The 19,156-nt window shown below is 70.4% G+C and carries 18 protein-coding genes and 2 pseudogenes; 13 read left to right on the forward strand and 7 right to left on the reverse strand.

The window, feature by feature from the left end; all coding sequences use genetic code 11:
* The first annotated feature begins 300 nt into the window (after positions 1–300).
* The 8 genes and pseudogenes from leuA to ABZS54_RS05920 all read left to right on the forward strand — a co-directional run bounded on the left by leuA (position 301) and on the right by ABZS54_RS05920 (position 7,653).
* Complete coding sequence (leuA, locus tag ABZS54_RS05885) at positions 301–2,058, forward strand: 2-isopropylmalate synthase (protein ID WP_355531478.1); 1,758 nt, start codon at positions 301–303, stop codon at positions 2,056–2,058.
* 238 nt (positions 2,059–2,296) lie between these two features.
* Positions 2,297–2,401, forward strand: a pseudogene (locus tag ABZS54_RS05890) (taurine dioxygenase); the annotation flags it as partial.
* Positions 2,402–2,560: 159 nt separating this feature from the next.
* Positions 2,561–3,169 carry a TerB family tellurite resistance protein gene (locus ABZS54_RS05895; RefSeq protein ID WP_355531480.1) on the forward strand — a complete coding sequence of 203 codons (609 nt, stop codon included), beginning with the start codon at positions 2,561–2,563 and terminating at the stop codon, positions 3,167–3,169.
* Between the two features lie 100 nt (positions 3,170–3,269).
* The gene (gene recO, locus ABZS54_RS05900) at positions 3,270–4,022 is read left to right on the forward strand and encodes a DNA repair protein RecO (protein ID WP_355531482.1); all 753 of its coding nucleotides are present in this window, start codon (positions 3,270–3,272) and stop codon (positions 4,020–4,022) included.
* Positions 4,019–4,930 (forward strand): isoprenyl transferase, encoded by a 912-nt coding sequence (locus ABZS54_RS05905; protein ID WP_355531484.1) that lies wholly within the window; start codon positions 4,019–4,021, stop codon positions 4,928–4,930. Before recO ends, ABZS54_RS05905 begins: the two co-directional genes overlap by 4 nt.
* Before the next feature lie 154 nt (positions 4,931–5,084).
* Positions 5,085–6,170, forward strand: a complete 1,086-nt coding sequence (locus ABZS54_RS05910) for a permease (protein WP_355531486.1) — start codon at positions 5,085–5,087, stop codon at positions 6,168–6,170.
* Positions 6,167–6,955, forward strand: coding sequence for a TIGR03943 family protein (locus ABZS54_RS05915; protein WP_355531488.1), 789 nt, complete (start codon positions 6,167–6,169; stop codon positions 6,953–6,955). The genes ABZS54_RS05910 and ABZS54_RS05915 overlap by 4 nt, the downstream gene beginning before the upstream one ends.
* A gap of 209 nt (positions 6,956–7,164) precedes the next feature.
* A complete protein-coding gene (locus tag ABZS54_RS05920) occupies positions 7,165–7,653 on the forward strand; it encodes a hypothetical protein (protein ID WP_355531490.1) in 489 nt (162 codons plus the stop codon).
* A 15-nt stretch (positions 7,654–7,668) separates the two neighbouring features.
* On the opposite strand, the gene ABZS54_RS05925 is transcribed toward ABZS54_RS05920, so the two are convergent.
* The 4 genes from ABZS54_RS05925 to ABZS54_RS05940 all read right to left on the reverse strand — a co-directional run bounded on the left by ABZS54_RS05925 (position 7,669) and on the right by ABZS54_RS05940 (position 10,801).
* Positions 7,669–8,088: a Fur family transcriptional regulator gene (locus tag ABZS54_RS05925; protein ID WP_020553159.1), complete on the reverse strand. Its 420-nt coding sequence runs from the start codon at positions 8,086–8,088 to the stop codon at positions 7,669–7,671.
* A 69-nt stretch (positions 8,089–8,157) separates the two neighbouring features.
* Positions 8,158–9,069: a metal ABC transporter permease gene (locus ABZS54_RS05930; protein ID WP_355531492.1), complete on the reverse strand. Its 912-nt coding sequence runs from the start codon at positions 9,067–9,069 to the stop codon at positions 8,158–8,160.
* Positions 9,066–9,842: an ATP-binding cassette domain-containing protein gene (locus ABZS54_RS05935; RefSeq protein ID WP_355531494.1), complete on the reverse strand. Its 777-nt coding sequence runs from the start codon at positions 9,840–9,842 to the stop codon at positions 9,066–9,068. Before ABZS54_RS05935 ends, ABZS54_RS05930 begins: the two co-directional genes overlap by 4 nt.
* The gene (locus tag ABZS54_RS05940; RefSeq protein ID WP_355531496.1) at positions 9,839–10,801 is read right to left on the reverse strand and encodes a metal ABC transporter substrate-binding protein; all 963 of its coding nucleotides are present in this window, start codon (positions 10,799–10,801) and stop codon (positions 9,839–9,841) included. The genes ABZS54_RS05935 and ABZS54_RS05940 overlap by 4 nt, the downstream gene beginning before the upstream one ends.
* Positions 10,802–10,964: 163 nt before the next feature.
* On the opposite strand from ABZS54_RS05940, the gene ABZS54_RS05945 reads away from it, so the two are divergent.
* Positions 10,965–12,347: a glycine--tRNA ligase gene (locus ABZS54_RS05945; protein ID WP_020553155.1), complete on the forward strand. Its 1,383-nt coding sequence runs from the start codon at positions 10,965–10,967 to the stop codon at positions 12,345–12,347.
* 97 nt (positions 12,348–12,444) lie between these two features.
* Here the strand turns inward: ABZS54_RS05945 and ABZS54_RS05950 are convergent, their stop codons facing one another.
* Positions 12,445–13,443, reverse strand: a complete 999-nt coding sequence (locus ABZS54_RS05950) for a hypothetical protein (RefSeq protein ID WP_355531498.1) — start codon at positions 13,441–13,443, stop codon at positions 12,445–12,447.
* A 15-nt stretch (positions 13,444–13,458) separates the two neighbouring features.
* A complete protein-coding gene (locus ABZS54_RS05955) occupies positions 13,459–14,121 on the reverse strand; it encodes an NADAR family protein (RefSeq protein WP_355531500.1) in 663 nt (220 codons plus the stop codon).
* A gap of 117 nt (positions 14,122–14,238) precedes the next feature.
* Here ABZS54_RS05955 and dusB point away from each other — a divergent pair, with 117 nt between their 5' ends.
* Both dusB and ABZS54_RS05965 read left to right on the forward strand, forming a co-directional pair.
* The gene (gene dusB, locus ABZS54_RS05960; RefSeq protein WP_355531502.1) at positions 14,239–15,435 is read left to right on the forward strand and encodes a tRNA dihydrouridine synthase DusB; all 1,197 of its coding nucleotides are present in this window, start codon (positions 14,239–14,241) and stop codon (positions 15,433–15,435) included.
* A gap of 107 nt (positions 15,436–15,542) precedes the next feature.
* Positions 15,543–16,124, forward strand: a complete 582-nt coding sequence (locus ABZS54_RS05965; protein WP_355531504.1) for a helix-turn-helix domain-containing protein — start codon at positions 15,543–15,545, stop codon at positions 16,122–16,124.
* A gap of 83 nt (positions 16,125–16,207) precedes the next feature.
* Here the strand turns inward: ABZS54_RS05965 and ABZS54_RS05970 are convergent.
* A pseudogene (locus tag ABZS54_RS05970) lies at positions 16,208–17,062 on the reverse strand (M23 family metallopeptidase); the annotation flags it as partial.
* On the opposite strand from ABZS54_RS05970, the gene rpsB reads away from it, so the two are divergent.
* Both rpsB and tsf read left to right on the forward strand, forming a co-directional pair.
* Positions 17,061–18,032, forward strand: a complete 972-nt coding sequence (gene rpsB / locus ABZS54_RS05975; RefSeq protein WP_355531505.1) for a 30S ribosomal protein S2 — start codon at positions 17,061–17,063, stop codon at positions 18,030–18,032. The pseudogene ABZS54_RS05970 and the gene rpsB overlap by 2 nt on opposite strands.
* Before the next feature lie 205 nt (positions 18,033–18,237).
* Positions 18,238–19,071 carry a translation elongation factor Ts gene (gene tsf / locus ABZS54_RS05980; RefSeq protein ID WP_355531507.1) on the forward strand — a complete coding sequence of 278 codons (834 nt, stop codon included), beginning with the start codon at positions 18,238–18,240 and terminating at the stop codon, positions 19,069–19,071.
* Positions 19,072–19,156: the final 85 nt, after the last annotated feature.

Here is a 19,156-nt window from a genome sequence, read left to right on the forward strand (position 1 = left end):
CGTAGGAGGAAACCCGGCCGGCGGGCGAGGGGCTCGGCCCAAAAGATCGCTTCTGTTCGTATGTCGGATGCCGGCCCGCCCGTTGCGACCGGTCGGGTATGGTTGCGAAATCATGCGTCAGTGGCTGCTTCTCCTTAGCCGCCGCGCCGGGGGCTCATCCCTCTGACAGAGGTCAGACCGGCTCCCCCGTCGCGGGGATAGAGGCATGTCCGCACGTCGGAGCCTCCGGGATGTCGTTTCCTCCCGTCGCCGGCCAACCTGCCGTTGCAGCCCGTTCCTCGCGTACAGGAGACCAGCCGCATGCCTTTTGCGAATCGCCCCACGCCGATCACCGCCTCGTCCGTGACGCAGCAGCCCTCCGGAATGCCGATCCACAAGTACAAGCCGTTCCAGGGCGTCGACCTGCCGGACCGCACCTGGCCGTCGAAGACGATCACGGTCGCACCGCGCTGGCTGTCCACCGACCTGCGGGACGGCAACCAGGCGCTGATCGACCCGATGAGCCCGGTCCGCAAGCGGACCATGTTCGACCTGCTGGTGCGGATGGGCTACAAGGAGATCGAGGTCGGTTTCCCGGCCGCGTCGCAGACCGACTTCGACTTCATCCGCTCGATCATCGAAGAGGGCGCGGTACCGGAGGACGTCACCATCTCGGTGCTGACCCAGGCCCGCGAGGAACTGATCGAGCGCACCGTCGAGTCGCTGATCGGTGCGCCCAAGGCCACGGTCCACCTGTACAACGCGACCGCGCCCACCTTCCGCCGGGTCGTCTTCAACGTCGACCGCGACCGGTGCAGGTCGATCGCGGTGTCCGGCACCGAGCACGTGATGCGCTTCGCGGACAAGCACCTGGGTGACGAGACCGCGTTCGGCTACGAGTACTCGCCCGAGATCTTCATCGACACCGAGCCGGACTTCGCCCTGGAGGTCTGTGAGGCGGTGATGGACGTGTGGCAGCCCGAGGCCGGTCGCGAGATCGTGCTCAACCTGCCGGCGACCATCGAGCGCTCGACGCCGAACGTGTACGCGGACCAGATCGAGTGGATGAGCCGCAACCTGACCCGCCGCGAGTTCATCGCGCTGTCGGTGCACCCGCACAACGACCGCGGCGCCGCGGTGGCGGCGACCGAGCTGGCCGTGATGGCCGGTGCCGACCGGGTCGAGGGTTGCCTGTTCGGGCACGGCGAGCGCACCGGCAATGTGGACCTGGTCACCCTGGGGATGAACCTGTTCAGTCAGGGCGTCGACCCGATGATCGACTTCTCCGAGATCGACGAGATCCGGCGTACGGTCGAGTACTGCACGCAGCTGCCGGTGCACCCGCGCCACCCGTACGCGGGCGACCTGGTGTACACCGCGTTCTCCGGCTCGCACCAGGACGCGATCAAGAAGGGCCTGGAGGTGCTGGAGCGGGACGCGGCCGAGGCGGGCAAGCCGGTCGAGGAACTGGACTGGGCGGTGCCGTACCTGCCGATCGACCCCAAGGACGTAGGCCGCACCTACGAAGCGGTGATCCGGGTCAACAGCCAGTCCGGCAAGGGCGGCGTCGCGTACGTGCTCAAGGCCGACCACAAGATGGACCTGCCGCGCCGCGCGCAGATCGAGTTCTCCCGGATCATCCAGACCAAGACCGACGCCGAGGGCGGCGAGGTGACGCCGGCTCAGATCTGGGCCACCTTCCAGGACGAGTACCTGCCTACCCCGGACGCCCCGTGGGGGCGTCTGGAACTGCACGGCCACCGCACGGTGTCCGGTGAGAACGGCAAGGACGTGCTGACCGTCGAGATGGGCGTGGACGGGGTCGTGCAGGCGCTGGAGGCGATCGGCAACGGCCCGATCGACGCGTTCGTGCGCGCCCTGAGCGAGCTGGGCTTCGACGCGCGGGTGCTGGACTACAGCGAGCACGCGATGAGCGGCGGCGAGGACGCGCGCGCCGCGGCCTACGTCGAGTGCGCGGTCGACGGCCGCGTGCTGTGGGGCGTGGGCGTGGACGAGAACATCGTGCGCGCGTCGCTGAAGGCGGTCGTGAGCGCGGTCAACCGCGCCGCGCGCGGGTGATCGAGAAGGTTTGACGAACGGCGGTTCCCGGCTCGGCCGGGGGCCGCCGTTCCCCCTTTCGGCATGCCGCTTTGGTCGAACCCGCTTTTGTCGAACCCGACTCGCGCGACCCGACTCCGTTCCCACTTTAACTCAGTTGAGTTAAAGTGCCCGCCCTGATCTTTTTCGGGAGGGCACTGCCATGACACAGCCCACAGCGCCGACTCGCAGCCGGATCGCCGACCGTCGCCTGATGCCGGGGCCGCGCGTGCTCCGCCGACTGCCCGAGGGCGTCGAGTCGGCGCCCTACACCCTGTTCGAGCTCGTCCCGCAGGGCGACCTGATCGGAGCCGAGATCCGTGGTTGTCCCGCTCGCCGAGCCGGTCGGTCCCGAGTTGTTCGCCGCTCGCGCGAACAAAAGTAACCATCTGTCCGCTTTCGATGACGCTTCGTGAAAATCGTGGCAGCATCGGAGCAGACGGAAATACTGCATTCCGTCGCGCGGGACGCAGGGGGCTGCACCATGTTCTTCGTCGTGGGCATCCGGACCATCCGATCGGCGATCGGGGATGGCGAGTTCCACTGTCCGGCGTGCGGGGGTGATCGACGCTTTCGCAAGGGTGGTGGGCGACGCCGACTCGTGGTCTTCGGCGTCGCGCTGATCCCGCTCGGGCGGGCCGGCTCCGGCATCGAGTGCGCGGTGTGCTGCACGCGGCACGACGTCTCGGCGCTGGAGACACCGACCGCCCGGGCGCTGACGCTGCTGCTGCGTGAGGCGGTACGTGCCCTCGTGGTGGCCGTCGTGGCGGCGGTGGACGACGAGCCGCACGCGGCGGAGGCGGTGCGCGCAGCGGCGGTGCAGACGGTCCGGGCCGCGGGCATGCCCGGCTACGACGCGTGCACGCTCGCCGCCGACGTCGGCGCGCACCTCGCGCAGGACACCGCGTGGGCGCTCGCCGAGATCGCGCCGCACCTCGCGGTCGCCGGGCGCGAGCACCTGGTCGGTGTCGCGGCCCGGGTCGCCCTGGCCGGCGGGGCGTACGACCCGGCGCACCGGGTGATCCTCTACCACGCAGGCGACCGCCTCGGGCTGGGCCGGGCCCGCGTCGATCACGTGCTCGCAGGCCCTTGAGCAGCCGCGAACCTTGAGCCGCGAGCCTTGAGCCGCGAGCCGCCGGCCGCAGCCGTGCGCACGGACCCGGCGCGTCGGCCGAGCGCGGCACAATGGGAGCATGAGCCTCCTCCGTGACGAGGGTGTCGTCCTGCGCGCCCAGAAGTTGGGTGAGGCCGACCGGATCATCACCCTCCTGACCCGCGACCACGGGATCGTGCGCGCCGTCGCACGCGGGGTGCGCAAGACGAAGTCGAAGTTCGGCGCCCGGGTCGAGCCGTTCGCGCACGTCGACATCCAGCTCTTCACCCGGGGCAGCGAATTCCCGGGCCGCGGTCTGCCGATCATCACCCAGGCGGAGACCCTGGGCGCGTACGGGGGGCGGCTCGCACTGGACTATGCCGCGTACACCTCCGGGACGGCGATCCTGGAGACCGCCGAGCGGCTCACCGACCACGAGCGCGGGCAACCGGCGCTCCAGCAGTACCTCCTGCTGATCGGCGCGCTGCGCACCCTCGCGATGGGCACCCACGAGCCCGGCCTGGTGCTGGACGCGTTCCTGCTCCGCTCGCTCGCGGTGGCGGGCTACGCGCCCAGTTTCGTCGACTGCGCCCGCTGCGGTCTGGACGGACCGAACCGGTTCTTCTCCGTCCAGGGCGGTGGGACGGTATGCGGCGACTGCCGCCCGGCCGGATCCGTCGTACCCTCACCCGAGACCCTTTCCCTGCTCGGTGCGCTGTTGACCGGCGACTGGGGCCGAGCCGACGCGAGCGAGCCGCGGCACCGGCGCGAGGGCAGCGGCCTGGTGGCCGCGTATCTGCAATGGCACCTGGAGCGGGGTATCCGCTCGTTGAGATTGGTGGAGAGATCGTGAGTCAGTCGCGTGGCCGCTTCGGCCTGTTCCCCCGCCGTCGGCGGGCCGAGTCGGCGCCCGCCCGGGCCGCTCGCGAGCAGCGGCACTACCGCGACCCGAAGCCGCACGCCGAGGGCGCACTGCCACCGGAGATCCCGGCCGACCTGGTGCCCCGGCACGTGGCGCTGGTGATGGACGGCAACGGTCGCTGGGCCAAGGAGCGCGGTCTGGCCCGCACCGACGGGCACACCGCGGGCGAGGCGTCGTTGTTCGACGTGGTCGAGGGCGCCGCGCAGATCGGCGTCAAGTACGTCTCCGCGTACGCCTTCTCCACCGAGAACTGGAAGCGTTCACCCGAGGAGGTGCGCTTCCTGATGGGCTTCAACATCGACACGATCCACCGGCGGATCGACGAGATGGACGCGCTCGGCGTGCGGATCCGCTGGTGCGGTCGGCGGCCCCGGTTGTGGGCGAGCGTGATCAAGGAGTTGGAGATCGCCGAGGAGCGGACCAAGAACAACACCAACCTCACTCTCGCGATGTGCATCAACTACGGCGGCCGGGCCGAGATTGCGGACGCCGCGGCGCTGATCGCGCAGGACGTCAAGGCGGGGCGACTCGACCCGAAGAAGGTCGACGAGAAGTTGTTCGCCAAGTATCTGGACGAGCCGGACATGCCCGATGTGGATCTGTTCATCCGGTCCTCCGGTGAGCAGCGCACGTCCAACTTCCTGCTGTGGCAGTCCGCGTACGCCGAGATGGTCTTCCTCGACGTGTTGTGGCCGGACTTCGACCGGCGGCACATGTGGCAGGCGTGCGAGACGTACGCGTCGCGCGATCGCCGCTACGGCGGCGCGCTGCCGAACGCGGTCGCGACACCGGAGCCGGAGCCGGTGTCCTCGGGTTCGTCGCCCGCGTCGGGAGCCTGATCGGCCCCGGCGGGCCGGCTCCCGACGGGCGTCGCCAGGCACTGTTCGGCGACGGTCGGTTGGGGGTCGCTCGCCCGTGTGGGCGACGGTCGGTGGGTGAAAGGTTCGCAAAGCGGGGTGTGCGCCCGGCGGCAGCCTCACGATCAATGCGAACATGACCATCATGTTCGAAAAGAGCGCGCCGCCGCGCCCCGCTGCCGCCGCACGGACGGCGCCACCGCCACCGCGCAGCGCCGAGTCGTCCGCGACCGTCGGGCCCGTTTCGCCCGGTCGCCCACCCGCCGAGCGGTGGCGGCCGGGCCAACTCGAATTCTTCGTCCTCGCGCTGGTCGGGCTGCTGTTCGCGCAGCCGTGGATCGTGGATCGGCTTGGCGCGCCCGCGGTGCAGACCTGGGCCACCGTGTTCGTCGCGATCTCCGTGCAGGCGCTGCCGTTCCTGGTGCTCGGCACGCTGCTGTCGGCGGCGATCACCGCGTTCGTGCCGCCGTCGGTGTTCACCAAGGTGCTGCCCAAGCGGCAGTCCCTGGCGGTGCCGGTCGCGGGCGCGGCCGGGGCGATCCTGCCCGGCTGCGAGTGCGCGTCGGTGCCGGTGGCCAGTGGGTTGATGGCACGCGGGGTCGCGCCCGCCGCAGCGTTGGCATTCCTGCTGTCCTCGCCCGCGATCAACCCGATCGTGCTGACCGCGACCGCGGTGGCCTTTCCCAGGCAGCCCGAGATGGTGCTCGCCCGGTTCGTCGCCTCGCTCGGCACGGCGGTGCTGATGGGCTGGCTGTGGGCACGATTCGGTCGGCCCGAGTGGATCAAGGTGATGCGCCGCCCGCACGATCACGGCGGCAGCGGCAAGTGGGAGAACTTCCGGCTCGCGCTCCAGCACGACTTCCTGCACGCGGGCGGCTTCCTGGTGATCGGCGCGCTCACCGCCGCGACGCTGAACGTCACGGTGCCCAAGCACGTGATCGACGCGGTCTCCGGTTCGCCGTGGTTCGCGGTGCTCGCGCTGGCCTTCCTCGCGGTGGTGCTCGCCGTCTGTTCCGAGGCGGACGCGTTCGTGGCGGCGAGCCTGCTCGGGTTCTCTCCGACCGCGAAACTGGCCTTCATGGTGGTCGGCCCGATGGTGGACGTGAAGCTGATCGCGCTCCAGTCGGGCACCTTCGGGCGCGGCTTCGCGGCCCGGTTCTCCTCGGCCACGTTCGTGGTCGCGATCGTGGCGAGCTACGGCGTCGGATGGTGGTTGTTGTGAGGCGGGACGTCCAGGCGGTGCTGTTGATCCTGATCGGCGGCGCGCTGCTGCGGATCTCGCTGACCGACATGTACCTGCGCTACGTCAAGGAGGGGCTGCGTCCCGCGCTGGTCGCGGCGGGCGCGATCCTGCTCGTGGTCGGCCTGATCTCCGCGGTGCGGGACGGGATCCAGCGACGGGCGGAGGACCCGGCTGCGGGACACGCGCACGCCCCCGCGACCGGGTCCGCCGAGGAGCGGCCCGCCGAACCGGCGGACGAGGGCGGCCACGGGCACGACCACTCGGCCGGCCCCCGCGCGGCCTGGCTGCTGTGCCTGCCGGTGCTCGCGCTGTTCCTGATCGCGCCGCCCGCGCTCGGTTCGTACACCGCCTCACGCTCGGACAACGTGGTGGCCAAGCCGGCCGCCGCCTCGAACGACGCGGGCTTCCCGGCACTGCCGCCGGGGGATCCGTTGCCGATGACCCTGGCGGACTTTCTGATCCGCTCGGTCTGGGACACCACCGCGCCGCTCAAGGACCGCAACGTCCAGCTCACCGGCTTCGTCACGCCCGGCAAGGCGCCCGGCACGTGGTACGTCACCCGGATGGTGATCAGCTGCTGTGCCGCCGACGCCTTCGCCCGCAAGATCGAGGTACACGGCGTCGCGGCGCCCCCGACCGACTCGTGGGTGACGGTCACCGGCCGCTGGTTGCCCAACGGCCAGACCCAGGCGGACGACGCGATGCCGGCCCTGACCGCGACCGGGGTCGATCACATCCCGACCCCGCGCGAGCCGTACGAATAGGCACGTCGTGACGATGTCACGGTCCCGTCACCGCCGCGTTCGCGTCCTGCGAGCGCGGCGGTGACGCGACATCCCTTCTCCTACCGTGAGTTCGCGGACGGGTCGCCTGGGGAGGACGATCCGCCGGTCGACCGGGGGGAATCACCATGGGGTGGGGAATGCGTCGTGCAATCGTTGCGGCGGCTGTCGTGGGGGTATTGGGGTCGGGCGTGACCGCGTGTCAAAAGGACAAGGGCGGCACGGACACGGACCGGAAGCAGGGTACGAGCACCGAGCCGGTGAAGACCTCGGGCCAGGACGGCAAGGCCGGCGACGGCGATCTCGAGGTCAAGGGCGTGTTCCTGACCGTCACGCCGGGCACGCTGGCCGGCGTCCGGTGCAAGACCGCGTTCATGGAGACCTTCATCGCCACGATCACCTTCGCCGACGAACACAAGGGTGGGCGAATCACCGTCAGCTACGGCGGATCCTCCGGCAGCATGAGGCAGGAGGAGATCGACGTGCCCGCGGGCAAGAAGTCGATCACCAAGACGTTCGCCTACTCGGAGTTCCTCTATGGCGGATCGATCGCGGCCGGGCAGCTCGACGTGCTGAAGCCGAATCGGGTCGGCTCGGCCACGGTGCGGCCCACCGGCACGTGCACCGAGGGCGGGACGTGGGGCGGCACGACCGGTACGACCGGCGGGGGTGGCTGGTAGTCGACCGGGCCCGGCTCAGTCGGCCGCGTTCGCGCACTGCGCGCAGGTGCCGAAGATCTCCAACTCGTGCGAGACGTCGCCGAAACCGTGCTCGGCGGCGATCCGGTTCGCCCACCGCTCGACCGCCGGGCCCTCGACCTCGACGGTGCGGCCACAGGAGCGGCAGACGAGGTGGTGGTGGTGCCCACGGCTGCACCGACGGTAGACCGACTCGCCGTCCTGGGTGCGCAGCACGTCCACCTCGTCCGCGTCCGCCAGGGCCTGGAGCGTGCGGTAGACGGTGGTCAGCCCGACCGCCTCGCCGCGCTGCTTGAGCAGATCGTGCAGGTCCTGCGCGCTGCGGAAGTCCTCGATCTCGTCGAGGAGGGCGGAGACGGCGGCCCGCTGCCGGGTGGACCGACCCCGAACCGGGCTTGCGCCGTGGGCGGTGGTCACCTGGGTGCCTCCTCGATCACTACGGGCCGGACGGCGCGGTGTTCTCGTGCCGGCGCGGTGTGTCCATGTCTAGGTCGCCATTGTGCCGGCGCCGGGTACCTCCGCGTCCACATGTACGTCGTCGACCCGAGCCGGACCCGCCTCGGCCGCGGCGGCCTCCGCACGCCGGGCCCGGCGCCGGTTCAGCGGGGTCGCGAGCACGCCCACCAGGACGAACAGCGCGATGGCGAGCAGCACGATGGTGGCCCCGGGCGGCGCGTCGACGTAGTACGTCAGCGCCGTGCCGGAGACCGAGACCAGCACACCGACCACGATCGAGAGCGCGGCGGTCATCGAGAACGTGCGCGAGAGCTGCTGGGCGACCGCGACCGGGACCACCATCAGCGCGCTGACCAGGAGCAGCCCCACCACCCGCATGGCAACCGTCACGGTGACCGCGGCGGTGACCGCGAGCAACAGGTTCAGCGCGCGCACCGGCAGTCCGGTCACTCGGGCGAAGTCCTCGTCCTGACACACCGTGAACAGTGCTCGGCGCAGCCCGAGGGTGACCGCGAGCACCGCGACGGCCAGGACCGTGATGATCCTGATGTCCTCCGGCGAAACCGAGGTCAGCGAACCGAACAGGTACGACTGGAGATTGGCGTTGGAGCCCTCCGGGGCGAGGTTGATCAGCATCACGCCGCCCGCGATGCCGCCGTAGAAGAGCACCGACAGCGCGACGTCGCCGCTGACCCTGTTGCGCTCGCGGATCAGCTCGATCAGCACCGCGCCCACGGACGCGGTGAGCACCGCGGTCCATACGGGGGAGGTGCTGAGCAGGAAGCCCAGGCCCACGCCGGTCAGTGCGACGTGTCCGATGCCGTCGCCCATGAACGCCTGCCGGCGCTGCACCAGATAGACGCCGACGGCGGGCGCGGCCATGCCCACGAGCAGGGCCGCGAGCAGCGCGCGCTGCATGAAGGGGAAGTCCAGGATCGTCACGAGAGCAGTCCCATTCCGGCGCGGTGCGCGGTGTGATCGTCGTGCGGGTGTACGTGGTCGTGGCCCGGCAGCGCGTGTTGGCCGACCGCCCTGGGCGGCGGGCCGTCGTGGCACACGCAGCCCTCGCGCAGGACCACCGCGCGGTCGATCAGCGGCTCCAGCGGGCCGAGTTCGTGCAGTACGAGCAGGACCGCCCGGCCCTGCTCCTGCTGGGTGCGCAGGGTGCCCGCGAGCACTTCCTGGCTGCGCAGGTCCACGCCCGCCATCGGCTCGTCCATGATCAGCAGGTCGGGGCGGCGGGCCAGGGCGCGGCCGATCAGCACCCGCTGCTGCTGGCCGCCGGACAGGTGCGCGATGCCGTCGCGGGCGCGGTCCAGCATGCCGACCGCGGCCAGCGCCTCGTCCACGGCGGCCCGACCGCGCCGACCCGGGCCCAGCAGGCGGCGGCCGTCGAGCAGGCCCGAGGTGACCACTTCACGTACGCTGGCCGGCACGCCCGCGGCGGCGGTGGTGCGCTGCGGCACGTAGCCGATCCGGGACCAGTCGCGGAATCGGGCGAACGGCGTGTCGAACAGTTCGATCGTGCCGCCGGTCAACGGGACCAGCCCGACCAGGGTGCGGACCAGCGTGGACTTGCCCGAGCCGTTGGCGCCGAGCAGGGCGACCACCTCGCCGGGGTGCACGCTCAGGTCCACCCCGCGCAGTACCGGTCGGCCGCCCAGGGACGCGGTGCCGCCGATCAGCCGGGCGACCGGTGCCTGAAGTCGTGTCATGAGCAGCCGAGTCCCTTCCGCAGCGCGTCCAGGTTGGCGCGCATCACCGAGAAGTAATCGTTCTCGGCCTCGTCTTTTATGCCCTCCAGCGGATCCAGGACGGCGGTCTGTACGTTCAGGTCCTGGGCGAGCGTCCGGGCGGTCTTGGGCTCGGCCAGGGTCTCGAAGAAGATCGTGGTCACCCCGCGCTCGCGGGCGAGCTTTTGGATGTCGGCCCGGCGGGCGGGGGAGGGCTCCGATTCCGGGTTGACGCCGTTCACCGAGATCTGGTTCAGGTGGTAACGCTCCGCGAGATAGCCGAAGGCGGCGTGCGCGGTCACGAAGTCCCTGCGGGCGCACGTGGTCAGGCCGGCGGTGAACTCGCCGTCGAGGGTGTTCAGGCGGGCGGTCAGGTCGGCGGCGCGGGCGCGGTAGTCCGCCGCGTTGACCGGATCCGCGGCGGCGAGCGATTCGCCCACGCCGCCGGCGATCGCGGCGAGTCGGGTCGGGTCCAGCCATACGTGCGGGTCGCCGTGCTCGGCGTCCGCGTGGTCGTGGCCCTCGTGCCCGTCCTCCTCGGCGCCGTGCACCTCGGTGCCGTGTTCCTCCAGCGGCGCGAATTTGCCCGCCTCCACCGTGTGCTTGGGCCTGTTCTGCGAGATCGCCTTGTCCACGGCGGGCTGCAGGCCCTTGAGGTAGACCACCAGATCGGCCTGCGAGACCGCGCCGACCTGCCTGGGGGTCAGCTCCAGGTCGTGCGGTTCGGCGCCGGCCTTGGTCAGGTTCGTCACCTTCACGTGCGGCCCGCCGACCTGCTGGGCGATGAATTTCATCGGATAGAAGGCCGCGATCACCCGCAGCTTCGCGCCCGCCCCGGTATCCGCCTTCGCGTCGTCGGTGCCGGCGCATCCGGAGAGCAACAGCGCGGATGCGGCGGTGGCCGCGAGCAGGGCAGCCGGGGCGGTGCGGCGTATCTTCATGACAATGATTCTCAACTAGAATGACAATCGTTGTCAATAATAGCGGGTTGGGCCAACCGTGGCGCGATCGGGTGCGGGCATAAGGATTTACGGGGGTGACCGGCTCGCCGGTAGCCTGTGCCGACACTGTCACTGCCCGCATCGTCGCACCGAAGAGAGCATTGTGGCCGCCGACAAGATCGACACCATCGTCAGCCTGAGCAAGCGCCGAGGCTTCGTTTACCCCTGTAGTGAGATCTACGGCGGCCAGCGGGCCGCCTGGGACTACGGTCCCCTCGGCGTGGAGCTCAAGGAGAACATCAAGCGCCAGTGGTGGCGCACGATGGTCACCTCGCGTGACGACATCGTCGGTCTGGACTCCTCGGTCATCCTCGCCCGCGAGGTGTGGGAGGCGTCCGGTCACGTCGAGGCGTTCGTCGACCCGCTGACCGAGTGCACCTCGTGCCACAAGCGCTACCGCGCCGACCACCTCGAAGAGGCGTACGAGGCCAAGCGCGGCCGGCTGCCGGAGAACGGCCTCGCCGACATCACGTGTCCCAACTGTGGGAACAAGGGCACCTTCACCGAGCCCAAGATGTTCAACGGTCTGCTCCAGACCTTCCTGGGCCCCACCCAGGACGAGTCCGGCCGCGCGTTCCTGCGCCCGGAGACCGCCCAGGGCATCTTCGTCAACTACAAGGCCGTCGAGCAGACCTCGCGCAAGAAGCCGCCGTTCGGCATCGCCCAGACCGGCAAGAGCTTCCGCAACGAGATCACCCCCGGCAACTTCATCTTCCGCACGCGCGAGTTCGAGCAGATGGAGATGGAGTTCTTCGTCAAGCCGGGTGAGGACGAGACCTGGCAGGAATACTGGATGCAGCAGCGCTGGGACTGGTACGTCGGTCTCGGCCTCAGCCCCGACAACATGCGCTTCTTCGAGCACCCGAAGGAGAAGTTGTCGCACTACTCCAAGCGCACGGTCGACATCGAGTACCGCTTCAACTTCGGCGGCACCGAGTTCTCCGAGTTGGAGGGCATCGCCAACCGCACGGACTACGACCTGCGCACCCACTCGGAGAAGTCCGGCACCGACCTGTCGTACTTCGACCAGGACGCCGGCGAGCGCTGGTTCCCGTACGTCATCGAGCCCGCCGCGGGCCTGAACCGGGCGATGCTCGCGTTCCTGCTCGACGCGTACTTCGAGGACGAGGCGCCCAACGCCAAGGGCAAGCTGGAAAAGCGCACCGTGCTGCGCCTTGACCCGCGCCTGGCGCCGGTCAAGGCGGCCATCCTGCCGCTGTCGCGCAACACCGACCTGTCGCCCAAGGCCCGCGGGCTGGCCGCGGACCTGCGCCAGTACTGGAACTGCGACTTCGACGACGCCGGTGCGATCGGCCGTCGCTACCGTCGCCAGGACGAGATCGGCACGCCGTTCTGCATCACCGTCGACTTCGACACGCTCGAGGACGACGCGGTGACCGTGCGCTCACGCGACACCATGCAGCAGGAGCGGGTGTCGCTCGACCAGGTCGTGGGCTATCTCGCGGCGCGGCTGCCGGGCTGCTGACCCGGAGCCGGCCGTAGGCCGGGTACACAGCGTGAGGGGCGCCGTCATGGACGGCGCCCCTCACGTGCGTCGCGGACGGCCGTCGGCCGCCGCGCGGCTAACCCATCTTGAAGATGCCCGCCACGATCCGGTCGGTCATCCGGAAGCTCAGGTCGCCGACGACGGTGCCCGCCGCCTTGGAGACCTCCTCGCCCTGACCCTTGAGCGGTGCGCCGTCGGCCCGGCCGATGTCGATCACCAGCACGTAGTGCCCGGTCGAGGTGGAGACCGCGATGTGCTCGGAGCCGTCCTTGAAGGTGATCCCGCTCGACGCGGGAGGCTTGAGCCACCCGGTCGGCGACGTCGCGAACGGAATCGGATCCAGCGCCTTGCGCAGCGCCTGTGCCGCGGGCTTGTCCGGCACCGAGATCACCGACAGGGTCGCCACGAACTTGCCGGCGGAGTCCTTGTAGGACCCGCGCAGCACGCCCACGCAGCCGTTCTGGGCGAGCGCCGAGCCGGTCGCGGTGACCGCCTTCGAGCAGTCCGCAGCCGCGGTGCCGTCGGCGGCCAACTGCCGGTACTTGGCGCCGCTGCGCCCGTCGAACTCGGCCGTCTCCTTGAAGAAGTAGTCCGTGGTGAAGGCCAGCTTGTCGGTGGATAGCGCGTCGATGTCGGTCGTGTTCGGCGGCGGCGCGGACTGGAACCCCTTCGGCTCGTCGACGGGTGCGCCGGACGAGCCCTGCGGGTCGGGCAACGAGCCGCCGTTGTTCGCCGGGTTCGGCGAGGAGTTCGCGGCCGGCTTCTTGTCGTCGCCGTCGTCTCGGGACACGAAGAAGAACGCCCCGCCGCCGACCACCGCGAGCGCGACCACCGCGGCCGCCGGCACCAGCCACTTCGGCCGCCTCGGCGGCGGAGGCGGCGGTGCGCCGTACCCCTGGCCGTACTGCTGCGGGTACGGCTGACCGTACGGCTGCTGCTGTTGTCCGTAGGCCGGTTGCCCGTAGGGCTGGTGTTGCCCGTAGGGCTGCGGACCGTTGTTCGGGTGTCCGTACGGCTGTTGCCCGTGGCCGTAGCCGGGCCCGTTCGGGGGCTGCGGGGGCGGGAAGGCACTCATGGTGCGGAGGTTAGTTCATCGGCCCGACCCGGCAGGTCCCGAACCACCGGCCCCGTCGGTCGAGGCGGCCAGTCGAGCCCGGGTCTCCATCAGCGCGAATCCCAGCAGGTTCGACCCGCGCCACTGCTCGGGGTCGCCGGCCCGCTCGTCGTCCGCGGCCAGCCCGATGCCCCAGATCCGGTCCAGCGGACTGGCCTCGACCAGCACCCGCTGCCCGGTGCCCAGCAGGAACGCGCCCATCGCCGGGTGCTGCCCGAACTTGGCCACGTTGCCGCGCACGATCAACTCGAACCGCTCGTCCACCCAGCGCCGCTCGTCGAAGCCGCGTACCTGCCGACCGATCGTCTTGGCGGTCTTGGGGTGACCTGCGGCCAACACCCGCCGCTCCGCGTCCGCGTCGCCGAACATCCGCGCCTTGCCCGCCATCATCCAGTGCTCGGCCGTGCGATACGTCACTTCGTCCACCGTGAACGGCGATGGATACCACTGACTCAGACAACCCGAGTCGACCCCCTCGCGCGGCTCCCGATGACCCCAGAAGAAGGCGTACTTCACCCGGGGTTTCCGCCGGGCCCGCAGGATGAGTGACGCGACGTCGCGCGGCTCGGCGGCGAACCCGCCACCCGGCTCGTCGGTCGCCGTCCGCGAATCCGGGGAGTCCGGAGAATCCATGGTCATGCCGGCGATGGTGTCAGGACCGGGCGACACCAGGCATCCGCTTATTCCCGGAAGGCGCTTTTCCCGGTGGGGGACAATGGATCGGTTCCGTCCCCGCACCCTCCTGGAGCACCGTCCATGGCACCCGCCGACGCACCCACCCCCGACGCGACCGGCAGCCCGTGGGCGCCGCTGCGCCTGGGCGCCGCGGGCGGCGCGCAGATCCGGCCACCGGTGGTGCTGGCCCCGATGGCCGGTATCACCAACGCGCCGTTTCGCACGTTGTGCCAGGAACAGGCCGAGGCGGCCACCACGGCACGACCCGCCGGGTTGTACGTCAGCGAGATGATCACCACCCGCGCACTGGTGGAGCGGGACGCCAAGACGCTGCGCCTGATCCGTTTCGCCGAGACCGAGCGCCCGCGCAGCATCCAGCTCTACGGCGTCGACCCGGACATCGTCGGCCGCGCCGTGGCGATGATCGTGGACGAGGACCTGGCCGACCACATCGACCTCAACTTCGGCTGCCCGGTGCCCAAGGTCACCCGCAAGGGCGGCGGCTCGGCACTGCCCTACAAACGCAACCTGCTGCGCGACATCCTGCGCTCGGCGGTCAAGAACGCCCGCGGCGTGCCGGTCACCATCAAGATGCGCAAGGGCATCGACGACGACCACCTGACCTACCTCGACGCGGGCCGGATCGCCGTGGACGAGGGCGTCACGTGGGTCGCCCTGCACGGCCGCACCGCCGAGCAGCACTACGGCGGCACCGCCGACTGGTCGGCCATCGCCCGGCTCAAGGAGGTCGTCACCGACATCCCGGTGCTGGGCAACGGCGACATCTGGGACGCCGAGGACGCGTTGCGGATGATGCGCGAGACCGGCTGCGACGGCGTCGTGGTCGGCCGCGGCTGCCTGGGCCGCCCGTGGTTGTTCCGCGACCTGGTGTCCGCGTTCGAGGGCAGCGCCGACCGGGCCCGACCGACGCTGGGCGAGGCCACCGCGATCATGCGCCGGCACGCGGTGCTGCTCGCCGAGTGGATCGGCGACGAGGCGCACGGCGTGACCGACCTGCGCAAGCACGTCGCGTGGTACCTGAAGGGCTTCTCGGTCGGCGGCACCATCCGACGCGGCCTGGCCACCGCGAGCAGCCTGGCCGAACTCGACGACTGGTTCGGGCAGCTCGACCTGGACCAGCCGTGGCCGATCTGCGCCGACGGCCCGCGCGGTCGCACCGCCGGCGGCAAGCGGGTGGTCCTGCCCGAAGGTTGGCTGGACGACCCCGAGTGTGCGCTGCCCCCGGTCGACGCGGAGCTGGACCACTCCGGCGGCTGACCCCGACCCGGGCGGTCCCGACCGGTCGGGCGGATGGCGACGGGCGCACGGCGGCGAATCGCACAAGCATCCCGATGTCGCCCACAGTGACGTCGTACAGTGAGGGGATGCCCAAGATTCGAGCGTCCTCCGTCGCCGAACACCGCGCGATGCAGCACGCCGCGCTGCTCGACGCCGCGCGGAGCCTGCTCGACGAGGGCGGTTTCGCCGCGCTGACCTTCCCAGCGCTCGCCGAACGCACCGGGCTGGCCCGCTCCTCGCTCTACGAGTACTTCGCCTCGCGCGCGGCCGTGGTCGAGGAACTGTGTGCGGTGGACCTGCCCGCGTGGGTGGCCGAGGTCGAGGACGCGATGGGCGCGACCGAGGATCCGGCGCAGAAGATCGCGGCCTACGTGGCCCGACAGTTGGAACTGGTCGGTGATCGCCGTCATCGTGTGGTGGTCGCGATCTCCACCGGCGAACTGGACGCGAACGCCCGCGAACGCATCCGGGCCGCCCACGGGCGCATCGTCGAACTGGTGGTGGACGCACTGGCCGCGCTGGGCCACCGGGACCCGATGCTGGTGGCGACGCTGGTCCAGGGCATGGTCGACGCGGCGGTCCGCCGGATCGAGTGCGGCGCCGACCCCGGCGCGGTCGAGGCGGCCACGCCGGCCCTGGTACTGGGTGGCGTCGCCCGGGTCGGATAGCCGGGATCGTTCGGGTACAACCGCACCCGCACGCGGCGCAACAACGTGAGCGGATTCCGATACCCAGGCACCAACAACCCCCAGTGCAGGCACGGCTCGCTCAGATGGAACGGCCCCGCAGCCAGCTCCCCGAGCGGCTCGCCCGCCGCGACCACGCGCCCGGCCGACACCGACGCGAGCACCGGCTCATACGTCGTGCGCACGACGCCGTGCCGCACGCTGACCACTCCCCGTCCGGCCACCGACCCGGCGAACACCACCACTCCCGCGCCCGCCGCCCGCACCGGTTGTCCCACCCGTGCCGCGAGATCCACCCCGCGATGCCCCGGTGACCACGCCGTCTTCGGCGCCTCGAACCCGCGCAGCACCGCGGGGCGCGGGTCCAGCGGCCACACCCATCGTCGGGGCTGCGCGGCGGCGCGCACCGCACCGGGCGCGGCCGACGGCCCGGCCATCGACAACGCGGCCGCGAGCAACAACAGAACCGGCACGATCGGCCGTCGGCCCCGCTTCGATACGTTCATGCACTCAGGTTGACCACCCACGACCGTGGCGCGGGCCGGCGTGAGCCCGGCTGTGGACACAGGCCCCGTTGTGGATAAATGGCCATCTATCGCGTGTGGACGACTTTTTCCACGCCAAGGGCCAAAAAATGCCGGCCGGAAGGCGAGTCGCTCGGCCGTGCGCGGTTCCCGTACACTTCCCGGAGCGGCCCGGCCTTCCGGGTCGACTTCGCGCGCCCACCTTCGAGCCGCTGACGTCCCGCATGGCGAGACGCCACAGAGCGGGACTCGATGGGACACCTCTCGGTCCGGGAATCCGCAAGGACCTCGGCGTGGTGTCGCGGGCGTCAGGCGTGGCGGCGACCCGTCGTCACGACACAACCGAGAGTCCCGGGCACGATCGCCGGGACGAGAACCCAAGGAGCGTACGGCCATGGCCGTCGTCACGATGCGGGAGCTGCTGGAAAGCGGCGTCCACTTCGGTCACCAGACCCGCCGCTGGAACCCGAAGATGAAGCGCTTCATCTTCACGGAGCGCAACGGCATCTACATCATCGACCTGCTCCAGTCGCTGTCGTACATCGACCGCGCCTACGAGTTCGTCAAGGAGACCGTCGCCCACGGTGGCACGATCCTCTTCGTCGGCACCAAGAAGCAGGCGCAGGAAGCGATCGCCGAGCAGGCGACGCGCGTGGGCATGCCCTACGTCAACCAGCGCTGGCTCGGCGGCATGCTGACCAACTTCTCGACGGTCTACAAGCGCCTCCAGCGCCTGAAGGAGCTTGAGCAGCTCGACTTCGACGACGTGGCCGGCTCGGGCATGACGAAGAAGGAACTGCTCGTCCTCAAGCGCGAGAAGGACAAGCTGGCGAAGACCCTCGGCGGCATCCGCGACATGCAGCGCGTGCCTTCGGCCGTGTGGATCGTGGACACCAAGAAGGAGCACATCGGCGTCGGCGAGGCCCGGAAGCTGCACATCCCGGTCGTCGCGATCCTCGACACCAACTGTGACCCCGACGAGGTCGACTACAAGATCCCGGGCAACGACGACGCGATCCGCTCGGTCACGCTGCTCACCCGCGTGATCGCCGACGCGGTCGCCGACGGTCTCATGTCGCGTGCCGGTGGCGCCGCCGCCGACACCAAGGCCACCGCCGGCGAGCCCCTCGCCGACTGGGAGCGCGAGCTGCTCGAGGCCGGCAAGAAGGAAGAGGCCGCTCCGGCCGAGGCCGCCCCCGCCGCCGAAGAGGTCGTCGAGTCCGGCTCGGTCACCGAGGCCGATGTCGAGGCCGAGGCCACCGAGGCTGCTCCGGCCACCGAGGCCACCGAGGCCACCGAGGCCACCGAGGCCACCGAGGCGCCGGCCGCCGAGGCCCCTGCCGCCGAGGCCGACCCGCAGGTCTGACCCTGGATCGAGGGGTACGACGGCCCAGCCGGCGTACCCCTCGCCCTGTGCCGGGACCCGATCACGGTGCGTGCGTACCGCGTACGTCCCCGTATGTGTCGGAATACCGCACAGCCCCTTGACCTTCATCGGGTGGGACGACAGCCTCACCCGCAGTCGCTCGGCGCAACCGGGCCGCTGACCCGAGAGACGAGAGAATCAGGACATGGCGAACTTCTCCGCCGCGGACGTGAAGAAGCTCCGCGAGCTCACCGCCGCAGGCATGATGGACTGCAAGAAGGCCCTCGAAGAGGCCGAAGGTGACGTCGACAAGGCTGTCGAGATCCTTCGCGTCAAGGGCCAGAAGGGCGTCACCAAGCGCGAGGGCCGCTCGGCCTCCAATGGTGCGGTCGTCGCGCTGCTCGACGGCAACGCGTCCGGCGTCCTGGTCGAGCTCAAGTGCGAAACCGACTTCGTGGCAAAGAGCCCGAAGTTCATCGAGGCCGCCGAGGCGATCGCCGCCCACGTCGCCAAGACCGCGCCCGCCGACATCGCCGCGCTGCTCGCGAGCGAGATCGAGGCCGGCAAGACCGTCCAGCAGTACGTGGACGACGCCAACGTCACGCTCGGCGAGAAGATCGTGCTGGACCGCTTCGCGCAGTACGCCGACGGCTTCGTCGCCGCGTACCTGCACAAGACCAGCCCCGACCTGCCCGCGCAGATCGGCGTGCTGATCGAGCTGGACGGCGCCAACGCCGAGGTCGCCAAGGACGTCGCCCAGCACATCGCCGCGTTCTCGCCGACCGTGCTGAACCGCGAGGACGTGCCGGCCGAGACGGTCGAGAACGAGCGTCGCGTGGCCGAGGCCACCGCGCGCGAGGAGGGCAAGCCCGAGGCTGCCCTCGCCAAGATCGTCGAGGGCCGGGTGACCGGCTTCTTCAAGGAGAACGTGCTGCTCGACCAGGCGTTCGCCAAGGACAGCAAGAAGTCCGTGGGCAAGGTCCTGGGCGAGGCCGGCGTCAAGGTCAAGCGCTTCACCCGCTTCCGCGTCGGCGTCTGATCCGCCCGTCGCACCACCGCCCTGATTTAGACACGAACGCAGTCGGGGCATGCAGTAGGCATGAACGAAGTGAACAGCAGTATGG

Origin of the sequence: Embleya sp. NPDC005575, from assembly GCF_040605455.1 — a bacterium.
In the GTDB taxonomy this organism is placed as follows: domain Bacteria; phylum Actinomycetota; class Actinomycetes; order Streptomycetales; family Streptomycetaceae; genus Embleya.